Source organism: Collimonas sp. (assembly GCF_035566375.1).
Lineage (GTDB): Bacteria > Pseudomonadota > Gammaproteobacteria > Burkholderiales > Burkholderiaceae_D > Collimonas.
On the sequence record NZ_DATMRK010000061.1, the window covers coordinates 1 to 19,509 of the forward strand.

Below are 19,509 nucleotides of genomic sequence, written 5' to 3' on the forward strand. Positions count from 1 at the left end.
GCGGGCACTGCCATTGGCCAGGTTCGGGTTGCCTTCGACGTAGCCGCCCAGTTGCGTTGCGGTGATGGTGCGGGCGTTGTTCAGGATGACGCCGTTGCTATCGACGTTGTACTGCTCGTAGCGATTGTGGCTGACGCCTGCCGCATTCGGCGTGACGATCTGGACCAGCGGCCGGCCATTGGCGCTTTGATCGATAGTGGGACGCGGGCCGCCATTCTTATACGCCACCATTTGCGCTTGTACCACGGTGACGGCGCCGAACAGCGCCACTACCAGCAAGCCCAGCGTGGCAAAGCGCAGCAACGGCGGCCCGGTCGCGACGGCTTCGCATCCAGCGCCCTTCACTTTACCCTGGCTGGACACGTTCTCCGCGACCGCCACCAACATGCCACGGTTCTTGTTGAAAATGACGCGGTAGGCCTGCTGATTCATAGCTAATCCAATTCAAGAGTTAGACTGAAATTGCTGTCTTTTTGTAAAGACGTAATTTCCCACTCTACAAAGTGAATTGCTATTTAGATATAAGAATTGTCTTGTATTTACTGCAATTTCTATTTCTTTACAAATTTATTGGCAATTGAAGAAAGTTAAAGAGTGACATTTGCGTCCGTAGCCCGGCCGGAATTTGCGCGACGCTTCCTGGACGCTAGCATTATCTAAATCATAAAATTGCTATAAAGATATAAAGATGCGGTATCCTCGCAGATTCATATTTCAACCATTCCTAGCCCGAGGATCGCTATGCAAGCAGCGACAGCAGCAAAAACCACCAGCAGCACCGTGATATCCCCGGAGCTGTTTTTTTTCGGCCGTAAACTTTCTGGCGCCGTCACCGGGGCGCGAAACGCCTTGGCGCTACTCATGGTTTTGCTGGGCGGCCAGATGGCGCAAGCAGCGCACGCGGCCGGCGTCACCAGTTTTTCGCCGCAAGGCGAAATCACCCAGGTGCGCCAGGTGCGGGTAAATTTCTCTGAAGCCGCCATCAAGTTCGGCGATCCGAAGGCGCCTGCGCCATTCGATATCAGCTGTCCGGAAGCCGGCAGCGGGCGCTGGGCCGATGAACGTAACTGGATTTATGATTTCGTGCGCGACGTGCCGCCGGGAACACGCTGCAGCTTTGCCTTGAAAGCGGGATTCAAATTATTGTCGGGCGCCGCGGTCAGCGGCAAGAGTACGTTTCAATTCAATACCGGCGGTCCTGCCGTCATCAATGTCATGCCATCGGGCGGCACTATCGATGAAGAGCAGATCTTCGTCCTGGTGCAAAACGGCGCCGCCACCAGCGACAGCATACTGAAACATGTGTATTGCGAAGCCGAAGGCGTGCATGAGCGGATCCCGGTCAAGTTCATCGCCGCTGCCGACCGCAAGCAGCTGCTCGACAAATTTGCCGACAAGATCAATCCCGAACGTGTCAGCACCCTGCAATGCCAGCAACGCTTGCCCAACGACAGCGCGCTGCGCCTGACCTGGGACAAGGGCGTGAGCACGCCGTCAGGTATCGCCAGCAGCCAGCCGCAGGTATTCAAGTTCAAGGTGCGGCCGGTTTTTACCGCCAGCGTCAGTTGCGAGCGCGAGAACGCCAACGCCGCCTGCGCGCCGATTCTGCCAATGCGCATATTGTTTACCGCACCGGTCGCGCGCAAGCTGGCCGAGGGCGTGACGCTGAACGCCGCCAACGGCAAGCTGAAGCCGTTTTTTGAGAAAAACGATAACGAAGATACCGTCACCCAACTCAGCTTCAAGCCGCCGTTTGCAGAAAAATCGGAACTCAGCGTCGACTTGCCGAGAGGTTTCCAGGATGAGAACGGACGGCCGCTGTCGAACGCCGCCGCGTTTCCGCTGAAGGTGCGGCTGGCGGCATATCCGCCCCTGGCAAAATTCCCGTCGGCGCCGTTCGGCATCATTGAGCTGAATGCCGACGCCACGTTGCCGGTGACCTTGCGCAACGTTGAAAGCAGCATGCTGGCGCGCAGCGCCGACGGCAAAGTCAATCCAGGCACGGTCAGCAATCTGAAAGTCAGCGATGACCAGAACATCATCGCCTGGCTGACCAAGCTCAGGCGTTATCACGAAACTACCGTCACCGTCGGCAAGAAGCAGGTGGAAACGCGCAGCATCGGTTTGCTGGCGAAGCAAAGCGGCGCCAAAACCCTGACCCTGCCGCCGTCGCCGGACAGCAAGGACGGTGTGCGGCCGTTTGAAGTGATCGGTATTCCGCTCAAGGATCCGGGATTCTATGTGGTCGAACTGGAATCGCAAAAGTTAGGCGCGGCTTTGCTGGGCAAGACCGCACCCATGTATGTGCGGACCAGCGCGCTGGTGACCAACTTGTCGGTGCATGTCAAGATCGGCCGCCAGAACGGCGCGGTGTGGGTCACCACGCTGGATAGCGCCAAGCCGGTGAGCGATGCCGATGTCAGGATTTCCGATTGCCGTGGCACTGAACTGTGGCGCGGCAAGACCGATAAGACCGGGATTGCCTCGGTGCCGGAATTTCCACTAGACGCCTGTCGTAACGGCGGCAGCAGTGAACCGGGGCAGATCGACGGTTTTTTTGTCAGCGCCCGCAAGACCGATGAAAAAGGCCGGCCCGACATGGCTTTTGCTTTGACTTCGTGGAATGACGGCATCGAATCCTGGCGTTTCAATCTGCCGATGGACTACGACAAATCGGCTACGGTGCGTGCTCACTCGGTATTCGACCGCACCCTGTTCCGGGCCGGCGAAACGGTCTCGATGAAACATGTGATTCGCACCGAAACCATGCAGGGCTTCGGCTTGCTGCCGAATGATAAATTGCCGACGCGGGTGCGTATCACGCATCAGGGCAGCGGCCAGGAATATCAGTTTGCGCTGAGCTGGCGTGGCCAGAAAAATGCCGAAACCGTATTCCAGATTCCGAAAGAAGCCAAGCTTGGACGCTATGAAGTAGTGCTGGACGGCGGCCAGGTCAAGAGCGGCGTCAGCGGCGCTAACGGAGCTCAAGCCGGCGCCGACTCTGATGCTGAATCTGACGCCGAGACTAACGCCGATGCCGGCGGTTACGACGCCAATCGGCGCAGCTATAGCAGCGGCAGTTTCCGTGTCGAAGAATTCCGTCTGCCTTTGCTGCAGGGACGGATCACGCCGCCGAAGATCTTGATCGCACCCAAGGAAGTGCCGCTAGCTGTGCAACTCAATTATCTGAATGGCGGCGGCGCTGCCGGCCAGTCGGTGCATATCACCAGCCTGTTGCGCAGCAAGGCCGTGAGTTTTTCCGGCTACGATGATTATTCCTTTGCGGTTGCGCGCAATGAGGATGAGGGCAGCGCCGACGACCAGAAAATCGTGGCCGATAAATTGCCGGTGACCCTGGATAAAAACGGCGCCGGAAAAACGCTGGTGAAGGAATTGCCGGCCATCGCGGCGCCGAAGGAATTGCTGACTGAAATGACTTACGCCGATCCGAACGGCGAAATCCAGACCATATCGAGTGTTACGCCGATGTGGCCGGCGGCGGTGGTGGTCGGCCTGAAAGCGGGGGAGTGGGTATCAGTCAAGAAAAAACTGACCTTGACCGCGGTCGCCCTAAATCCGGCCGGCCAACCGCAAGCCGGCGTGCCGATTGACATCAGCGCCTCGTCGAAACAAACCAATTCGCATCGCAAGCGCATGGTGGGCGGTTTCTACGCCTATGAAAACACCACCGCCGGCAGCGATCTCGGCGTGCTGTGTTCCGGCAAAAGCGATGCGCGCGGTTTGATGATCTGTACCGTGGAGTTGGCCGAGCCGGGCAATATCGTGCTTACCGCCAAAGCCAAGGACGAGAGCGGCAAGTTGGCACTGGCTAGCAGCTCGGTCTGGGTCACCAGGCAAGGCGAGCTATGGTTCGATGGCGAGAACCAGGACCGCATCGACATCCTGCCTGAGAAGAAAACTTATCAACCAGGCGAAAGCGCCAAGTTCCAGGTGCGCATGCCGTTCCGCTACGCCACCGCCCTGATAGCGGTGGAGCGCGAAGGCGTGATCGAAACCCAGGTGGTGCAACTGAACGGGCAAGACCCCACCTTCAGCCTGCCGGTTAAAGCCAGTTACGGTCCTAATGTATTCGTCTCGGTGCTGGCGGTGCGTGGCCGCATGCGCGAGGTGCCGTGGTATTCCTTCTTTATCTGGGGCTGGAAAGAACCGCTGAACTGGTGGAGCGAATTCAAGGAATATCAGGCGCCCAGCGCTACCGTCGACCTGGCCAAGCCAGCCTATAAATACGGCATTGCCGAAATCACCGTCGGCACTGCCGCCAACCAGCTGGCGGTAACGGTCAAGGCGGATCAGCCGAGTTACGCGATCCGCACCACGGCCAAGGTGACTATCCAGGCCAACCTGCCGAACGGCAAACCGGCGGCTGGCGCCGAGATTGCTCTGGCGGCAGTCGATGAAGCCTTGCTGGAGCTGGAGCCCAACAAGAGCTGGAATCTGCTGGAAGCGATGCTACAGCGCCGCAGCTATGGCGTGGAAACCTCGACTGCGCAAATGCAGGTAGTCGGCAAGCGTCATTACGGCCGCAAGGCGATTCCTGCCGGCGGCGGTGGCGGCCAATCGCCAACCCGTGAATTGTTCGATACCCTGTTGCTGTGGAAGCCGGTGATCGTACTGGACGCCAATGGCCGGGCTCAGGTCGACGTACCATTGAACGATTCCTTGACCAGTTTCAAGATAGTCGCGGTGGCGCAAAGTGGCAACAGCCTGTTCGGCACTGGCGCCGTCAGCATCCGCGCGACCCAGGATTTGCAACTGATCTCCGGCTTGCCGCCGTTGGTGCGCGAAGGCGATAATTTCAGCGCGCTGGTCACCGTGCGCAACACTACCACCCGCGCCATGCAAGTCCATGCCACGGCGCAGGCTGCCGGCTTGACGGCGGCGGCGCCGTTGCCAGACAAGGATGAGAGCATTCCTGCCGGTGAAACCCGCGAGCTGGTGTGGCCGGTCACGGTGCCGGCAGACGTCAGCCAGATGGTGTGGGAAATCAACGCCCAGGAACAGGGCGGAGCCAAGGTCAAGGACAGCATCAAGTTCACTCAGCGGGTGGTGCCGGCAGTGCCAGTGACGGTGCAGCAAGCCACCTTGTTCCAACTCGACAAGCCGTTCAGCATGGCGGTAGCGCCGCCTGCCGACGGCCTGCCCGGGCGGGGTGGTCTGGCGATCTCGCTGGCGCCGTCGCTGGCTTCCGGCAATGAAGGTTTGCGCCGCTACTTCATCAACTATCCGTTCTCTTGCCTGGAGCAAAAGACCACGCGCGCGATCGGTTTGCGTGACGAGGCCATGTGGCAAAAAGTATTGAACGATTTGCCGACTTATCTGGATAGCGACGGCCTGGCTTATTACTATCCGCCGAATGAAGGCAACGCCCGCCGCGGCAGCGATACCCTGACCGCTTATCTGCTGGCGGTGACGCAGGAATCCGGCTTTGCGATTCCGCAGCAGAGCCGCGACAAGATGCTGGATGGCTTGGCGGCGTTTGTGGAAGGCAAGATCACACGTGAGTTCTGGTCGCCGCAGAAAGACCTGGATGTGCGCAAGCTGGCGGCGCTGGAAGCGTTGTCGCGTTATGAGCGGGTGCGGCCGGCGATGCTGGATTCGATCCAGATCTCGCCCAATCTGTGGCCGACTTCAGCGTTGCTGGACTGGATCAACATTCTGCAGCGCGTATCCAACATTCCAGATCGCGCAAAACGCCTGGCCGAAGCGGATCAGATCATCCGTGCGCGTTTGAATTACCAAAGTACGCGCATGGGTTTCTCGACCGAGAGCAGCGATTACTGGTGGTGGCTGATGGCCAGCGCCGATGTCAACGCTAATCGCTTGGTGCTGACCATGCTGGAGAATCCGGCCTGGAAAGAAGACATGCCGAAACTGGTCAATGGCGCCATCCAGCGCCAGTTGCGCGGCCATTGGTCTACCACTACGGCCAATCTGTGGGGTTCGCTGGCGCTGCAAAAGTTCGGCCGCAAATTTGAATCCGTGAAAGTGGCGGGCGTCACCAAAGTCAGCCTGGAGCAGGGAGCCAATGTGAGCGGCAGCCAAAGCTACAACTGGCCCGCCAGCGTCAGCACGAGCACAAACGCCACTGCGGCGGAAGTCGGCAAGTTGCAATTGCCGTGGCCGCCATCCGCTACATCGGCAGAATTGAAACTGAGCCATGCCGGCAGCGGCGCGCCGTGGGTTACCGTGCAAAGCCTGGCGGCGGTGGTATTGAAGAAGCCGTTCTCCAGCGGCTACCGGATCAATAAAAACATCGTCCCGGTCGAGCAGAAAGAAAAGGGTAAATACACGCGTGGCGATATCGTGCGAGTCGATCTAGAAGTCGACGCGCAGACCGATATGACCTGGGTGGTGGTGACCGATCCGATCCCGGCCGGCGCCACCTTGCTCGGTTCCGGCCTGGGACGCGATTCAGCGATTGCCACCAGCAGCGAACGGCCTAGCGGCAGCGCCTGGCTGGCGTACGAAGAACGCAGTTTTGAAGCGTTCCGCAGTTATTACGAATTCGTGCCGAAAGGGAAATTCACCATGACGTATACCTTCCGCATCAATAACCCGGGCGAATTCAGTTTGCCGCCGACCCGGGTGGAAGCGATGTATGCGCCGGAAATGTTTGGTGAAAGCCCCAATCCGAAATGGATGGTGAAGTGAGTTCGACTGGCATTTCATCTTGCGTCAAGCGCTGGTCGTCGGGGGCTGTACTGATGCTGGCCCTGAGCGCCGGCCCGGTGCACGCCCTGCAAAATTTCGCCGATGTGCAACAGGAATTCCGTTCATCCGAAGCCAGCTTGTATGACCGCAAAGGCCAGTTGCTGCAGCAGATCCGCATGAATCCAAATGAGCGCCGCTTGTCATGGGTGGCGCTGGAAGATGTATCGCCGGCCTTGCGCAATGCCTTGGTGGCGTCGGAAGACCGGCGCTTTTACCAGCACAGCGGGGTCGACTGGAGCGCGGCGGCCGCTGCTGCCTGGGGTAATTTGTGGAACACCAAAACCCGCGGCGCCTCGACCATCACCATGCAACTGGCGGGTTTGCTGGATGACGATTTGCGGCGTCGCACCGCACCGCGTTCGATCCAGCAGAAAGTGTCGCAGGTGATGGTGGCCCGGCTGCTGGAGCGCAACTGGCGCAAAGACCAGATCCTGGAAGCCTATCTGAACCTGGTCAGCTTTCGCGGCGAGCTGGTTGGCGTAAATGCTTTGTCGCGGGTCTTGTTTGGCAAGCATCCCAGCGGTTTGAACCAGCGTGAAGCGGCGATCGCCGTAGCCTTGATTCGCGGTCCGAACGCGACCCCGGCCCGGGTCGCGCAACGCGCCTGCCGCATCTTGCAGGAACAAAACGCGGCACAGGAATGCAAGGGTCTGGAAGATTTTACCTTGCTGGCGCTGGTCCGCAGCGGTTCCAATTCCGAAGTGATCGTTACTACCACCGCGCCACAACTGGCGCCGCACCTGGCGCGCAAACTGTTGCGTACCCCCGGACAAAGCGTGCGCTCAACGCTGGATGCGGGTGTGCAACGCTTCGCCAACGACGCGTTGCGGCGACAACTGGCGGCCCTGGTTGAACGCAACATCGAAGACGGCGCTGTCGTGGTGCTCGATAACGCCAGCGGCGACGTCCTGGCCTGGGTCGGTTCCAGCGGCTCCTTTTCGAATGCTGCCGAGGTCGACGGCGTGCTGGCTTTGCGTCAGGCCGGCTCCACCTTGAAGCCCTTCTTGTATGAGCTGGCCATCGAAAAAAAATGGATGACCGCAGCCTCGATCCTGAACGACGCGGCGATCAATCTGCCGACCGCCAGCGGTTTGTATATTCCGCAAAACTACGACAAGCAGTTCAAAGGCCTGGTGAGCGCGCGTACGGCGCTGGCCTCGTCCTTGAACATTCCGGCGGTGCGGACTCTGGTAACCGTTACGCCCACCACCTTTTTCGAACGCTTGCAGGAGTTGGGTTTTCAGCTGCGCGAATCCGGCGATTATTACGGTTATAGCCTGGCGCTGGGCAGCGCCGATGTCAGCCTGCTGGCCTTGAGCAATGCTTACCGCGCGCTGGCCAATCAAGGGCGCTACAGCGGCGTGCGTACTACGCTGAGCGATCCCGCGGTAAAAATACACAAGGTGATGGACCCCGGCGCCAGTTTTGTCATTGGCGATATCCTGTCCGACCGCAGCGCCCGCAGCCGCACTTTCGGCCTTGAAAATGCGCTCTCGACGCGGGTTTGGGCGGCGGTTAAAACCGGCACCTCGAAAGACATGCGCGATAACTGGGCGGTTGGCTATTCGGACCGGTACACGGTCGGCGTCTGGGTTGGCAATGCATCCGGCTTGCCGATGTGGGATGTGTCCGGCGTGACCGGCGCCGCGCCGATCTGGCAACAGGTGATGCAATACCTGCACACGCGTGACCAGCTACGCCAGCAGATTCCGCAAAAGCCAGCCGGGGTGGTGCAACAAGATATCCGCTATGCCGACAAGATCGAAGCGCCGCGCCAGGAATATTTTCTGGCGGGAACCGAGCAAAGCCTGATCACCACCGCCAGATCGGACGATATCAACATCGCCATACGCTACCCGACGCCGGGCATGCTGGTGGCGCTCGATCCGGATATTCCGCCGCAGCGGCAGCGGCTGCGTTTTGCGGCAGATGGTTTGAGCAACGGCTGGTGGCGGCTGGATGGCAAGTTGCTGACGCCGTCTGCGCTGAAGGCCGGCAAGAAAACCAGCCGTCAGACAACGACGTCAGATTCGCAACTGGCCGTCGACTGGATGCCGTGGCCCGGCCGGCACGTGCTGGAATTGCTGGACCATAAAATGGCCGTCGTTGACCAGGTGCGTTTCGAGGTGCGTGGCGCGGTCGAGAATCCGGCGTCGCAGAAAGCCGGCCGCGCGGGGAAAAAATAGCCGCTGTTCCTGCCTTGAGTGGACCCGGCGCTGGCGATTTAACTTATCAGGCGTTGCTCCGCCGTTTTGCGACGGTATCTTCCGCGCCCTGTTTGCGCGCCGCAGCCGCCACTTCTTTCGGCACAATGGTTTTACCTATCGGCGCCAGCGCAATGCCGGCCAGTTTCAAATGCTGGATGCCGAATGGAATGCCGATGATGGTAATGAAGCACGCGATAGCCGACAGCACATGGCCGATAGCCAGCCAGACCCCGGCCAGCAGGAACCAGACAACATTGCCGATCAGGCCCAGGTCACCGGTACCGATATCGTCTTTTCCCGTCAATTCTTTGCGGCTTACCGCTTCTTTACCGAAGGGGAAGAAAGTGAACTGGCCAATCACGAAACAGGCTTTACCCCAAGGGATGCCGACTATGGTGATGAAGGCCAAGACGCCAATCAGCCACCAACCCAGGCCCATAAACACCCCGCCCAGAACAAACCACAGAAAATTACCGATGGCGCGCATATCTTTTCTCCCTGATGAAAGCATGACAAAGGCTTTTCGTGCTTTGTCGTTAGAAATTGCAAAGAAGGAAATGTAGCATCGCGAGTAACTGATCACAAGAAAATCCTTGCCTGCTCTGCTCATCGTTATGGAAGCGCTGCGTAGCGGTCAGGCCTACCACTTGCATCCGCCATTTTTCTTCGACAACACCGCGTCAGTAGCCCACGCCAGAGGCGCTAATAAGCCGAAGGAACGGCCGGTATCGAGGCAGTCGGCACGCGCGCTGCGTTGGATATCTTGCGTAAGGCGGCTGTCCGGCTGCCTGGCTTCGAGCGGGTGCGTTTGCAATTGAGAGACTGCAGTGCCGTTACGCCGGCTATCCGGATCTGTCGCTATCTGCCTGGCCATTTTCACCGCCGCATCCAGATCCAGGCGCGGCTGCTCTACCGTCGGCGGATGGGGGACTGCTGCATCATTAATGCTGCTCTCTTGCGCTGCGGCGGGCAGCGTTGGCGTGACCGGATTTACGCGAACAGAAGATTTAGCGGGGTGTGAATCGCGCTGCACGATAGGCGGCATGACTACTCGCGCTGCTCGTACCTGAGCTGGCGTGGTCGGTGTGGCCGGCAACAGCATTAAGGTCAGCTCCGGCTGCGAGTTTGGGGGCCGGGCGATATCGGCCGCTTCATGCCGCCAAAACAATTGCATCAAACCGATATGCAATAGCAGGGACAGCAGTATGCCCCAGCGCATTGCACGTGGATGTACGGCAAGCGGCCAACGGGTCTCGTCAGACATTTTTATCAGAATCGTTCAAGGTGGGGAATCTGTTTCACTTGCAGCGGCGCTGTTATCCGGCTGATAGCTCAGCAGGTCGCCCGGCTGGCAATCCAGGTAGCGGCAGATCGCCTCCAGGGTTTCCAGGCGCACTCCTTTTACCTTGCCTTGTTTTAACAGCGACAGATTCTGTTCGGTGATGCCGATAGCCGCCGCCAGATCCTTCGACTTCGCCTTGCGTTTTGCCAGCATGACGTCCAGCGTAATGACTATGCTCATCTACAACCTCATACAAACTGCCGATTTTCGGCGTCGACTTCGCTGGCTCGTTGCAGGATGCGGGCGATCACGGTAATGCAGGCGGCCATGAACAAAGCGACTATCGCATTGGCGTCAAAGCTGATGTTGATCAGGCGGTGACCCACCGGCCGGGTGATTGTCAGCCACACTGAAGACAGCGGACCGCATAGAAAATCCAGCAATACCCACCACGCTATGCCGTGACCGACGCGGCCCAGATGGATGGCGGCCGCCTGCGAAAAATACTCGCCTTGGGCATAGCGCTGGAACAATGCGCGCAACTGGAACAAGCCGTATCCCAAGGCCAGCAGCGGGATATTGGTAAGCACAATGGCGCCCAGTAATTGCCATAACGGCAGGCTGGACAGAACGATGCCAAGTTTAGTCCCGGCATTGGAAAAACTGGATATTTCGGACAGCGCATCAGGGAAAAACCAACTGCCGATATTGAAGGCCAGTATGGCAATCAGCAACAGCATGGTGAGGCTCGCCATGCGCTGGCTGCTTTGAGCGATGCGATCTTGTTTCATGGAGCGTCCTTTGGGGTGATCTTATTGTTTGTCATTGATGCGAATGGAAATCCGGAAAGTATTGCCGAGATGCGTCACGGCCTGATCGGCCAAGCTGCTATGGAAGGCCATATCGAGTGAGGCGCTGACGCCAAGATGCGGCATGATCCTGGCGCCGAGATAGAGCGCCAGGATGGCAATCGCCAGCCATGAGCAGAGCGCGGCCAGGAAGCGGCGGACTAGAGTGGTGATGTTTTGCTGCACGGCGCCTCCTTTTCGATAGGATCGCCGTATTCTAATCTAAAATTATCGTAGAACGATAATAAATGACTGTATTTTTATTATTTTTCGGTAATTTTCAAATCGGATTCCTGTTAATGGGAGCGCGCTGCGTTTGTCATGGATGATTGCTTAAGGCCGATTTTGCTTTGCGTCTTGCTGCCAGTAAACCGCTCAGCTTGCCGCTGGCAAGTGCAGTCCCGAGCAGCGTGATGGCGCAACCCGCGAGCATGGTGGGCGTGACTTTTTCATTGAGAAAAAAGGCGCCCCAGACCAGCCCGAAAATCGGAATCAAAAACGTCACGGAGGCCGCGTAGGCAGCACCCGCTCGCTCGATCAGCCGAAAATACAGGATGTAGGCAAAGCCGGTGCAGACCACGCCAAGTGCGGCAACGCAGACCCAGATCGACGGCGCGATATGCTGTTGCGGCCAGAATAGCAGCGCCGGCGGCAGCAGCACGACAGAGGCAAAGAACTGGCTGCCAAAGGCGACTACCAGCGGCTTGACTCCTGCCAGATGACGCTTCGAATAATTTACTGCGAAGCCGTAACACACGGTGGCCAGCAATGCGGCGGCGATTGCCAGCGGTATGCCTGCGACGCCGGCGCCGATGGTATCCCACACCAATACCAAGACACCGGCCAGGCCCAGCATGAGGCCGCAGATCTGGCCGCGATTCATGACTTGCCGAAACCACAGCGCCGCGATCAAGGCAGCCCAGATCGGCGTAGTCGCATTCAGAATGGAGTCGATGCCGGCATTTACGTATAGCGTCGAATACGCAAACAAACCAAACGGAATTGCAGAATTGCTGACGCCAACTACAAATAGAGGCCAGGCCTTGCTGTGGCATTGGCTGCGGGCGACAGCGGAACGCAGCACCGGCGCCAGCACCAATGCGGCAATGCCGACGCGCAGCGCGATCAGCGCGAAAGGGCCGAATTCGGGCGCGGCAATCCGCAGAAACAGAAAGGATGCGCCCCAGATCGCGGCAAGCAACAGGAGTTCGATAAAGTTCATGGCGGGTGTCCATCAATTGGCGAGCAGCGGCTGCCGCACAACTGAAACATAGGACACGTCGAGATTCCGCGCACTCTGGTTCTTGCGCTCGAATTCGGCGGCTCCGGCTAGCGCCGGAGCCGATTTAACTCAATGCCTCATTGCGCCAGACGCTTCACCAGCCGGTAAAGAAATTCACGGCTGTCGTACAGGCGCTGGATTTCGACCCGCTCGTCGAGGCCGTGGGTGCGGTAGTCGGCCGGATCGACAAACAGGCCGGTGACGCCATACATGGGAATGCCGGCATTGCGCATGAAGCGGCTGTCGGTAGCGCCGGTGCTCATGGCCGGCACTACCGGCACGCCTGGCCACATCTCCTGCGTCAGGGTTTCCACCGTCTTCACCAGATCGCCGGCGAGCGGCGAGGCCGGGCTGCGCAGCGGCTGGTTGACGTAACGCACGCTGATCTTGTCGTTATTGATCACCTGTTTGAGCTGGCGATCGATGTCTTGCGGATCGTCTTGCGGCAGGATGCGGCAATTTACTGTTGCCTTGGCCGATTGCGGCAGGGCGTTTTCGGCGTGGCCGGCGTTGACCATGGTCGCCACGCAGGTTGTGCGCAGCTGCGCATTGTAGGCGGGAGTGGCCGACAGACGGTCGATCGCGGCAGCATCCGGTTTGCCGCCGCCGACTGCGCGCATGTCCGCCGCCAGCTGGCCGCTGGCAAACGCCGCGCTACGGGCGAAATAGGTTTGGGTGACGTCGGCCAGGTGCACTGGAAAGCGGTAGGCGCCCAATCTGTCGAGTGCGGCGGAGAGCGCGTAAATCGGATTGTTGGCGGTCGGGATAGAACTGTGGCCGCCGACATCGCGCGCTTCCAGTTCATAGGTGGTGTACATTTTCTCTGCGACTTGCAGCCGATGCAGATTAGGTTTGCCGCCGCGCAGTTCGCCGCCGCCGCCTTCGTTGATGCCAAACTCGGCTTTCAGCAATTCGGGTTTGTTATTGATCAGCCAGTAAGCGCCGTTGCTCGGCACATCGCCGCGTTCTTCGTCGGTAGTCAGGGCCAGGATGATGTCGCGGCTGGGTTTGAATCCTTCCTGTTTCAGCTGGCTCAGCACCGAGACGAAGGCCGAGGCCATGGCCTTGTCGTCGATAGAGCCGCGGGCGGTGAAGTAGCCGCCGCTTTCCTGTAATTGGAAGGGGTCGGTCTTCCAGTCTTCGCGCTTGGCTTCGACCACGTCGATATGCGCCAGCAGTAACAACGGCTGCTTGCTGCCATTACCCTTGAAACGCAGCACCAGGCTGCCCTTGCGCGGAAACGGTTCGAACAGCTGGATATCGCTGTTGGCGAAGCCGGCGTCCAGCAAATGTTTTTGCATGGCGCGCGTGGCTTTGGCAGTGTCGCCCGCGGAATGCGTGGTGTTGATTTCGACCAGCTCTTTGTAGATGTCGTGGTAGCGCTGGGTTTCCGGCGTCAGCGTTTGCGCGGAGGCTACGGCTCCGAGTGTGGCAAGGGTCAAGGCGAGGGGTAAAGCGAGGGTCATAGCGAGTGCGGTGCGGGCGGGCAAGCGGCGAATCTGCGTTCTCATGGACTTCCTTTCTTGGCGGGATGGATGCGTCAGGATGGTGTAGCGATATGATCGGGGATTTCCAGGCTCATTATCGCCGAACTCAGGCATTTTCCGTGGGCGTCCAGCGCCAGCGAACGTGTGACGCCGCCGCCTAGGGCGCGTTGCATGACGAAATTCAGCGCGCCCAGAGTTGGCAGAGCATAGCGCAGCACGTCGCCGCGCACGATGTCTGAAAAATGCGCTTTGACTCTTTCCGCAGTCAGGTATTTTTCCAGCAGCGCATAGTCTTTTTCCTGATAGGCAATCACTGAAATATTCGAAATGTCGCCTTTGTCGCCGGCGCGGGAATGGGCAAGTTCGCGTAGTTTCATCTTGGTTCTCACTCGAAATGAACAGAGGTTTTCACCAGCTGGCGTGGCAGCAAGGTGGATTGCACCGCGACCACTTCCTTTGCCGTTTTGGTGACGCCGCCGCCGGCTGCCGGTCCGCAGGTGTACAGCGTTTCGACTTCGTTGCCGATGCGGATCGCGTCGCGCATGTTATCGCTGCGGGCGGCCACCCTGGCGCGCACTTCATACGGTTCGGACGGCTGTTCCGATAAAGTGGCGCCGTGGATGGCGTCGACTCCCAGCAGGTCGTAGCGGATTTCATCGAACGCTACCGCGCTCAGTGCCAGTCTTTCCGCAACGATGGCTTGCGCCAGTCTGGCGCGCGCCAGCGCTCCCGGTCCGGCATAGGAAATTTGTCCTTCGCCGATATAGCTGTCGATATAACCTATCGATACTTTTAACGTATCGGGCCTGGCGCGCCCGCTGGCGCCTTGCACCAGGACCCGGTCGGGGCCGATTTCCGTCACGCTCACTGCGGAAAAATCGGCCACCACATCCGGCGTCAGATAGTTGGCGGGATCGTGTATCTCGTATAGGAGTTGTTCTTTGCAGGTGGCTGGCGTCACGTGGCCGCCGGACCCCGCTACTTTTGTGATGACCAGCGAGCCGTCTTCCGCCACTTCGCCAATCGGAAAACCCAGTCGCGCCAAGCCTTGCACATCCTTGTAGCCGGGATCGGCGAAATAGCCGCCGCTGATCTGGCCGGCGCATTCCAGCAAATGGCCGACCAGCGTACCTTGGCCCAGGCGATGCCAATCGTCCATGGCCCAGTTGAATTCATGAATCAAAGGCGCCAGGAACAGCGCCGGATCGGCGACGCGGCCGGTGATGATGACATCGGCGCCTTGCGCCAGCGCCTCTACCAGCGGCGCGGCGCCGATGTAGGCATTGGCCGACAGCAGCTTGTCGCCTAATGTATTGACTGGGATATTTTGATCGCTGATGTAGGCGCCTGCTTTTAAGATCTCCAGCACGTCGTCGCCGCACACCGCCGCCACCTTCAGCTTGAGGTTCATGGAGAGCGCGATCTGCCTGACCATGGCGGCCGCGGCCAGCGGATTGGCGGCGCCCATATTGGTGATGATCTTGATTTTCTTTTCACTGCAGATGCCAAGCACCGCTTGCATCCGCTCCGCCAGCAACGGATCGAAGCCCAAGGCTGGATCTTTCATCCTGGTCTGCTGGGCGATGGCGATGGTGCGCTCGGCCAGGCATTCAAAGACCAGGTAGTCGATCTCGCCTTTTTCCGCCAGCTCGATGGCGGGTTCGATGCGGTCGCCGGAGTAGCCTGCGCCGGCGCCGATTCTGATATGCCTCACGATAAATTCCTCAATCCAGGTACTCGTTTTATAAAGGAAAGACGCCGATCACGACACAGGTGATCGTCATGATGACGGATGCCGCGAACAGATATTTAAACGTGTATTTCTGGTGATCGGCCAAATCGATACCGGCCAGGCCGGCCACCAGAAAAGTTGCGGGTGTCAGCGGACTGACTGGAAAGCCGGTGGTCATTTGACCTAGCAGCGCGGCTTGCGCCACATGCAGCGGTTGCACCCCCAGCATATGGCCGACTTCCGCGATCACGGGCAGCACACCGAAGTAAAAGGAATCGGGATCGAACAGCATGGAAAGCGGCATCGACAGCAGGCCGAGCAGCACCGGAATATGCGACGCCATGGAAGGAGGAACCAGGCCGACCGCCATCTTGGCCATGGCGCTCAGCATGCCGGACTTGCTCATGATGCCCGTGAACACGCCGGCGGCAAACAAGATGCTGGCCATCAGCAGAGCGGCTTTGGCATGGGCGTCGATACGCGTGCGCTGCATGTCGGCATTGCGATAATTGATCATCAAGGCCAGCACCACGCCGACCATGAACATCACCACCGGATCGATTTTTCCGCTGATCATCAGACCCAATACAAAAACGGTCAGCACGATATTGATCCAGAAATTGTGCGGCCGGCGGATGCTCTTTTCTGCTTCTGACAATTCATGGGTGTGGACGAAACCGACGGCCGCGCCCTGGCTCAGGCCGAGACGCCGTTCTTCTTTCAAGCCCAGGTAATAGGCCACCGAAAAAACGAATATCAAGCCGACGATCTGCACCGGAATCAAGGGCGTGAAAATCTCGCTGACCGGGATATGCAAGGCGGCGGAGGCGCGAATCATGGGGCCGGTCCAGGGCAGGAAATTGACGCCGGCGGCAAGCGAGGCGACGCAAGCCAGGATGCGCTTGTCTATCCCGAGGCGCTGGTAGAGCGGCAGCATGGCGGGAATCGTCACCAGGAAGGTAACCGCGCCCGAGCCGTCCAGATGAATCAGCAAGGCCAGCAGCGCGGTGCCCGGGACGATGCGGGTAGGGCGGCTGCCGACGATGCGCAGGATGGCGGAAATGATCGGATCCAGCATGCCTGCATCGGTGACTATGCCGAAGAACAGGATGGCGAATACGAACATGCCTGCCACCGGCGCAATATTGGTGATGCCGGCTACGATGAATTTCGACGTGTCGAGGCCAAAGCCGCCGATCAGGGCGGCAGCGATGGGAATTGCGATCAGGGCCACCAATGGCGACATTTTTTTTGTGAGGATCGCCGCCAGCAAGGTGACGATGGTGATGAAGCCGAGTAATGCCAGCATGTTGTCTGTCTCCTATCCCTTGGATATTTTTTAGGAATGCTTGTTATTGATCTTGTTTTACTCGCATTCTGGTAGTTGAGGTTTGTGCTGTAAAATGGTTTTTTCCGATGGATTAATCGTTTATTCCGATTAATGGGCGGTCCAACAAGCAGCTTGGTTAGCAGATCCGTCAATGAAGCTCAATATCTCCACCCGCTCGCTGCACGCCTTCCTGGCGCTGCAGGAATGCAAACACTTTACCCACGCCGCAGAGCGCTGCTTCATGTCGCAATCTGCTTTCAGCGTCATGATCCAAAAGCTGGAAGAGGCGGTCGGCGCTAAACTGTTCGAGCGCGATACACGTAACGTCACGCTGACTGCTGAGGGCGAACTGTTTGCGGAAGTGGCGCGCTCGCTGGTCACCGATATCGAGGCAGCGTTTGCGGATATGAGTGACTACGTCGCACGGCGCAAGGGCCGGGTGGCGATTGCCGCCTTGCCGTCGCTGGCGGCGAACGGTTTGCCAGCGGTGATTGCCGAATACAAACGGACTTATCCAGGGATTACGGTGCAGTTGTACGACGCCTTGTCGGACCAGTGCCTGGCCATGCTGCGCCAGGGAAAAGTGGATATTGCCTTGACCGCACCGGGTTCGGGCCTGACCGAGTTCGATACCAAGACCCTGTGCAGCGATCCGTTTTATCTGGTGTGCCGCCAGGACCACGCGCTGGCTGGCAAGCGTCGTATCCGGCTCGCTGATTTAAGCGGTTGCGAGCTGATACATCTGGCGCGCAGCACCAGCGTGCGGCAGCATGTCGAGCTGCTGCTGCGCGGTATTCCGGTGATGAATTCCGGTCTGGAGGTGGAGCATCTGGCTACTGTGGCGGGTTTGATTGAATCCGGGCTGGGCGTAAGCATTGTGCCGGAGCTGACCTTGTTTCAGTTCCGTCACATGAATCTGGTCAGCATCCCAATCGAGGCGCAGGAAGTGGTGCGGCCGATCCTGATCGTGAAAAAGAAAGAGCGTTCTCTTTCTATCGCGGCGCAGGGCATGTCGGAATTGATTGAAAAGCGGCTGCATGATACCGGCAGCCGCGCAGTGAAATCCAGGCGTTGATGGTATTAACTTATTAATGCAGTTGCATGCCGAAGCGTTCGGTTCTCGGCAGCCAGTTGCCTTTGATGTCGGCCGATACCAGCACGCGTTCGGCGCGTCCGATCAGCAATTCGCGCGGCACGAATCCAAAATGGCGGTAATCGCCGCTATTGTCGCGGTTATCGCCTAGCATCAGGTAGTGATCCTGCGGCACTGTGATCGGGCCGAAATTGCGGTTGGCGTTGACTTGCGGCAGCAGCTGGATCCGGTGTTGTTCCGTTCCCATCTTTTCGTTCAGGCGCAAGGCGACCAGGGTGCCGCCTTGTTCGAGCGGCTCACGGGCGGTGCCGAGCATGGCGTAGCTGGCTTGATGGCCGTTGATGATCATTTTTTCATCGCGCATTTCGACTGTGTCGCCGGGTAGCGCAATTACTCTCTTGATGAGCCTGGTGTCGTCGAGGGGTGAGAAAAAGGTGACGATGTCGCCGCGTTTCGGTTCGCCCAGATGGCTGATGACGATATTGGTGAGCGGGACCTTGAGGTTGAATGCGAGGCGGTTGACGAACACCACATCGCCTTCCAGCAGATTGGGGCGCATCGAGCCGGAGGGGATCGGATTCCAGTCGGCGACTGCGGTGCGGAAGATGCCGAATAGGAAAAGGAATAACAAAAATCCCTTGTTGAGACGAATCCAGTTTTTCATTTCTATTCCGCCTTTCAGTGGTTGCCGATGTTTTGTCATCCAGCGTATCCGGTCTTGCGATCCGCACAGTATGCCACCTATTTCTCCCACGATTCTTTACTCGCCACGCATCTGTCAAAGTTAATTGGGGTCAGAGTCGAATATTTATGCACGAAAATATTCGACTCTGACCCCAATTAGCGCTGACCCCAATTAGCGCTCGTTAGCTGTCGATGACGGCGTAGCTTTCGTCGGTTCAGACCAGGGGCAATTGCAGGATCTGCGCGGTGGTCATGACATCACCGAAAGTATCGGCGATGGTCGCCAGCGATGCGAGGTGCAGCGTGGCGTGCGGCAGCACGGCGCCATCGGCGGTATCGAGATCGCGCGTGGCGCAGGCGTCTTCGGCCACCAGCACTTGATAGCCGAGCGGCACCGCATCGCGCGCCGCGCCGGCTACGCAGGCGTGGGTCATCAGACCGCTGATGATCAAGGTCTTGATGCCGGCGGCCTTGAGGCGGCTGTCGATATCGGTAGTCGGAAACACGCTGACGGAGGACTTCTGCAGCACGGTATGGTGGGCCGCGGGCTGCAGTTCATCATGGAATTGCGCGGTGGCGCCGTCTTCGGCAAAAATCGGCGTGCCGGCAGGGGTGACATGCTGGACATGGAACACCGGGATGCCGGCCCGGTCGGCGAAGGCGACCAGGCGCCGGGCGTTGCCTAGTGCGCGTGCGCCGTCCGGGATCGGCATCTTGCCGTTGAAGTATTCGTTTTGAAAGTCGATGACTAGCAGGGCGCTGTTGCCGGTTTCTATGTTGGCTGGTGCGGTCGCGCCGGCGATGGTGCGGATGGTGGGATGGTGCATCTTGA

General features: G+C 58.8%; 16 protein-coding genes. 3 read left to right on the top strand and 13 right to left on the bottom strand.

The annotated features are described in order from the left end of the window. Positions 1 to 432: ESPR-type extended signal peptide-containing protein (locus VNZ60_RS19415; RefSeq protein WP_325662050.1), on the bottom strand; the 432-nt coding region annotated here is incomplete at its 3' end. Between the two features lie 309 nt (positions 433 to 741). Here VNZ60_RS19415 and VNZ60_RS19420 point away from each other — a divergent pair. Together VNZ60_RS19420 and pbpC are read left to right on the top strand one after the other, a co-directional pair. After that, on the top strand, positions 742 to 6,672 hold the full coding sequence (locus VNZ60_RS19420; protein ID WP_325662052.1) for an alpha-2-macroglobulin family protein: 5,931 nt from the start codon (positions 742 to 744) through the stop codon (positions 6,670 to 6,672). After that, positions 6,657 to 8,918 carry a penicillin-binding protein 1C gene (gene pbpC, locus VNZ60_RS19425; protein ID WP_414648911.1) on the top strand — a complete coding sequence of 754 codons (2,262 nt, stop codon included), beginning with the start codon at positions 6,657 to 6,659 and terminating at the stop codon, positions 8,916 to 8,918. The genes VNZ60_RS19420 and pbpC overlap by 16 nt, the downstream gene beginning before the upstream one ends. Positions 8,919 to 8,964: 46 nt before the next feature. Here the strand turns inward: pbpC and VNZ60_RS19430 are convergent, their stop codons facing one another. From VNZ60_RS19430 to VNZ60_RS19475, 10 genes are all read right to left on the bottom strand, one after another. Continuing rightward, entirely contained in the window at positions 8,965 to 9,426 is a 462-nt protein-coding gene (locus tag VNZ60_RS19430; RefSeq protein ID WP_325662054.1) for a YccF domain-containing protein, read from the bottom strand. 153 nt (positions 9,427 to 9,579) lie between these two features. Then, positions 9,580 to 10,203 (bottom strand): hypothetical protein, encoded by a 624-nt coding sequence (locus VNZ60_RS19435; RefSeq protein WP_325662056.1) that lies wholly within the window; start codon positions 10,201 to 10,203, stop codon positions 9,580 to 9,582. A gap of 15 nt (positions 10,204 to 10,218) precedes the next feature. Further along, the gene (locus VNZ60_RS19440) at positions 10,219 to 10,461 is read right to left on the bottom strand and encodes a helix-turn-helix domain-containing protein (protein WP_325662058.1); all 243 of its coding nucleotides are present in this window, start codon (positions 10,459 to 10,461) and stop codon (positions 10,219 to 10,221) included. 8 nt (positions 10,462 to 10,469) lie between these two features. Beyond that, positions 10,470 to 11,012 carry a DUF2975 domain-containing protein gene (locus VNZ60_RS19445; protein ID WP_325662060.1) on the bottom strand — a complete coding sequence of 181 codons (543 nt, stop codon included), beginning with the start codon at positions 11,010 to 11,012 and terminating at the stop codon, positions 10,470 to 10,472. Between the two features lie 21 nt (positions 11,013 to 11,033). Then, entirely contained in the window at positions 11,034 to 11,255 is a 222-nt protein-coding gene (locus VNZ60_RS19450; RefSeq protein ID WP_325662062.1) for a hypothetical protein, read from the bottom strand. Between the two features lie 133 nt (positions 11,256 to 11,388). Further along, a complete protein-coding gene (locus tag VNZ60_RS19455) occupies positions 11,389 to 12,291 on the bottom strand; it encodes a DMT family transporter (RefSeq protein WP_325662064.1) in 903 nt (300 codons plus the stop codon). 137 nt (positions 12,292 to 12,428) lie between these two features. Next, a complete protein-coding gene (locus tag VNZ60_RS19460; RefSeq protein WP_325662066.1) occupies positions 12,429 to 13,862 on the bottom strand; it encodes a M20/M25/M40 family metallo-hydrolase in 1,434 nt (477 codons plus the stop codon). Between the two features lie 29 nt (positions 13,863 to 13,891). Next, complete coding sequence (locus tag VNZ60_RS19465) at positions 13,892 to 14,215, bottom strand: AtuA-related protein (protein WP_325662068.1); 324 nt, start codon at positions 14,213 to 14,215, stop codon at positions 13,892 to 13,894. An 8-nt stretch (positions 14,216 to 14,223) separates the two neighbouring features. Further along, entirely contained in the window at positions 14,224 to 15,552 is a 1,329-nt protein-coding gene (locus tag VNZ60_RS19470; protein WP_325662070.1) for an acyclic terpene utilization AtuA family protein, read from the bottom strand. Between the two features lie 28 nt (positions 15,553 to 15,580). Further along, positions 15,581 to 16,879 carry a CitMHS family transporter gene (locus VNZ60_RS19475; RefSeq protein WP_325662072.1) on the bottom strand — a complete coding sequence of 433 codons (1,299 nt, stop codon included), beginning with the start codon at positions 16,877 to 16,879 and terminating at the stop codon, positions 15,581 to 15,583. Positions 16,880 to 17,051: 172 nt separating this feature from the next. On the opposite strand from VNZ60_RS19475, the gene VNZ60_RS19480 reads away from it, so the two are divergent. After that, on the top strand, positions 17,052 to 17,975 hold the full coding sequence (locus VNZ60_RS19480) for a LysR family transcriptional regulator (RefSeq protein ID WP_325662074.1): 924 nt from the start codon (positions 17,052 to 17,054) through the stop codon (positions 17,973 to 17,975). A 13-nt stretch (positions 17,976 to 17,988) separates the two neighbouring features. Here the strand turns inward: VNZ60_RS19480 and lepB are convergent, their stop codons facing one another. Then, positions 17,989 to 18,657 (bottom strand): signal peptidase I, encoded by a 669-nt coding sequence (lepB, locus tag VNZ60_RS19485; protein WP_325662077.1) that lies wholly within the window; start codon positions 18,655 to 18,657, stop codon positions 17,989 to 17,991. 235 nt (positions 18,658 to 18,892) lie between these two features. Next, a complete protein-coding gene (locus VNZ60_RS19490; protein WP_325662079.1) occupies positions 18,893 to 19,504 on the bottom strand; it encodes a cysteine hydrolase family protein in 612 nt (203 codons plus the stop codon). Positions 19,505 to 19,509: the final 5 nt, after the last annotated feature.

Bases quoted from the DNA above. Each gene is read 5' to 3' on its own strand.
- VNZ60_RS19420 (WP_325662052.1), top strand. From the start codon at position 742: ATGCAAGCAGCGACAGCAGCAAAAACCACCAGCAGCACCGTGATATCC.
- pbpC (WP_414648911.1), top strand. From the start codon at position 6,657: ATGGATGGTGAAGTGAGTTCGACTGGCATTTCATCTTGCGTCAAGCGC.
- VNZ60_RS19430 (WP_325662054.1), bottom strand. From the start codon at position 9,426: ATGCGCGCCATCGGTAATTTTCTGTGGTTTGTTCTGGGCGGGGTGTTT.
- VNZ60_RS19435 (WP_325662056.1), bottom strand. From the start codon at position 10,203: ATGTCTGACGAGACCCGTTGGCCGCTTGCCGTACATCCACGTGCAATG.
- VNZ60_RS19440 (WP_325662058.1), bottom strand. From the start codon at position 10,461: ATGAGCATAGTCATTACGCTGGACGTCATGCTGGCAAAACGCAAGGCG.
- VNZ60_RS19445 (WP_325662060.1), bottom strand. From the start codon at position 11,012: ATGAAACAAGATCGCATCGCTCAAAGCAGCCAGCGCATGGCGAGCCTC.
- VNZ60_RS19455 (WP_325662064.1), bottom strand. From the start codon at position 12,291: ATGAACTTTATCGAACTCCTGTTGCTTGCCGCGATCTGGGGCGCATCC.
- VNZ60_RS19460 (WP_325662066.1), bottom strand. From the start codon at position 13,862: ATGAGAACGCAGATTCGCCGCTTGCCCGCCCGCACCGCACTCGCTATG.
- VNZ60_RS19465 (WP_325662068.1), bottom strand. From the start codon at position 14,215: ATGAAACTACGCGAACTTGCCCATTCCCGCGCCGGCGACAAAGGCGAC.
- VNZ60_RS19475 (WP_325662072.1), bottom strand. From the start codon at position 16,879: ATGCTGGCATTACTCGGCTTCATCACCATCGTCACCTTGCTGGCGGCG.
- VNZ60_RS19480 (WP_325662074.1), top strand. From the start codon at position 17,052: ATGAAGCTCAATATCTCCACCCGCTCGCTGCACGCCTTCCTGGCGCTG.
- lepB (WP_325662077.1), bottom strand. From the start codon at position 18,657: ATGAAAAACTGGATTCGTCTCAACAAGGGATTTTTGTTATTCCTTTTC.
- VNZ60_RS19490 (WP_325662079.1), bottom strand. From the start codon at position 19,504: ATGCACCATCCCACCATCCGCACCATCGCCGGCGCGACCGCACCAGCC.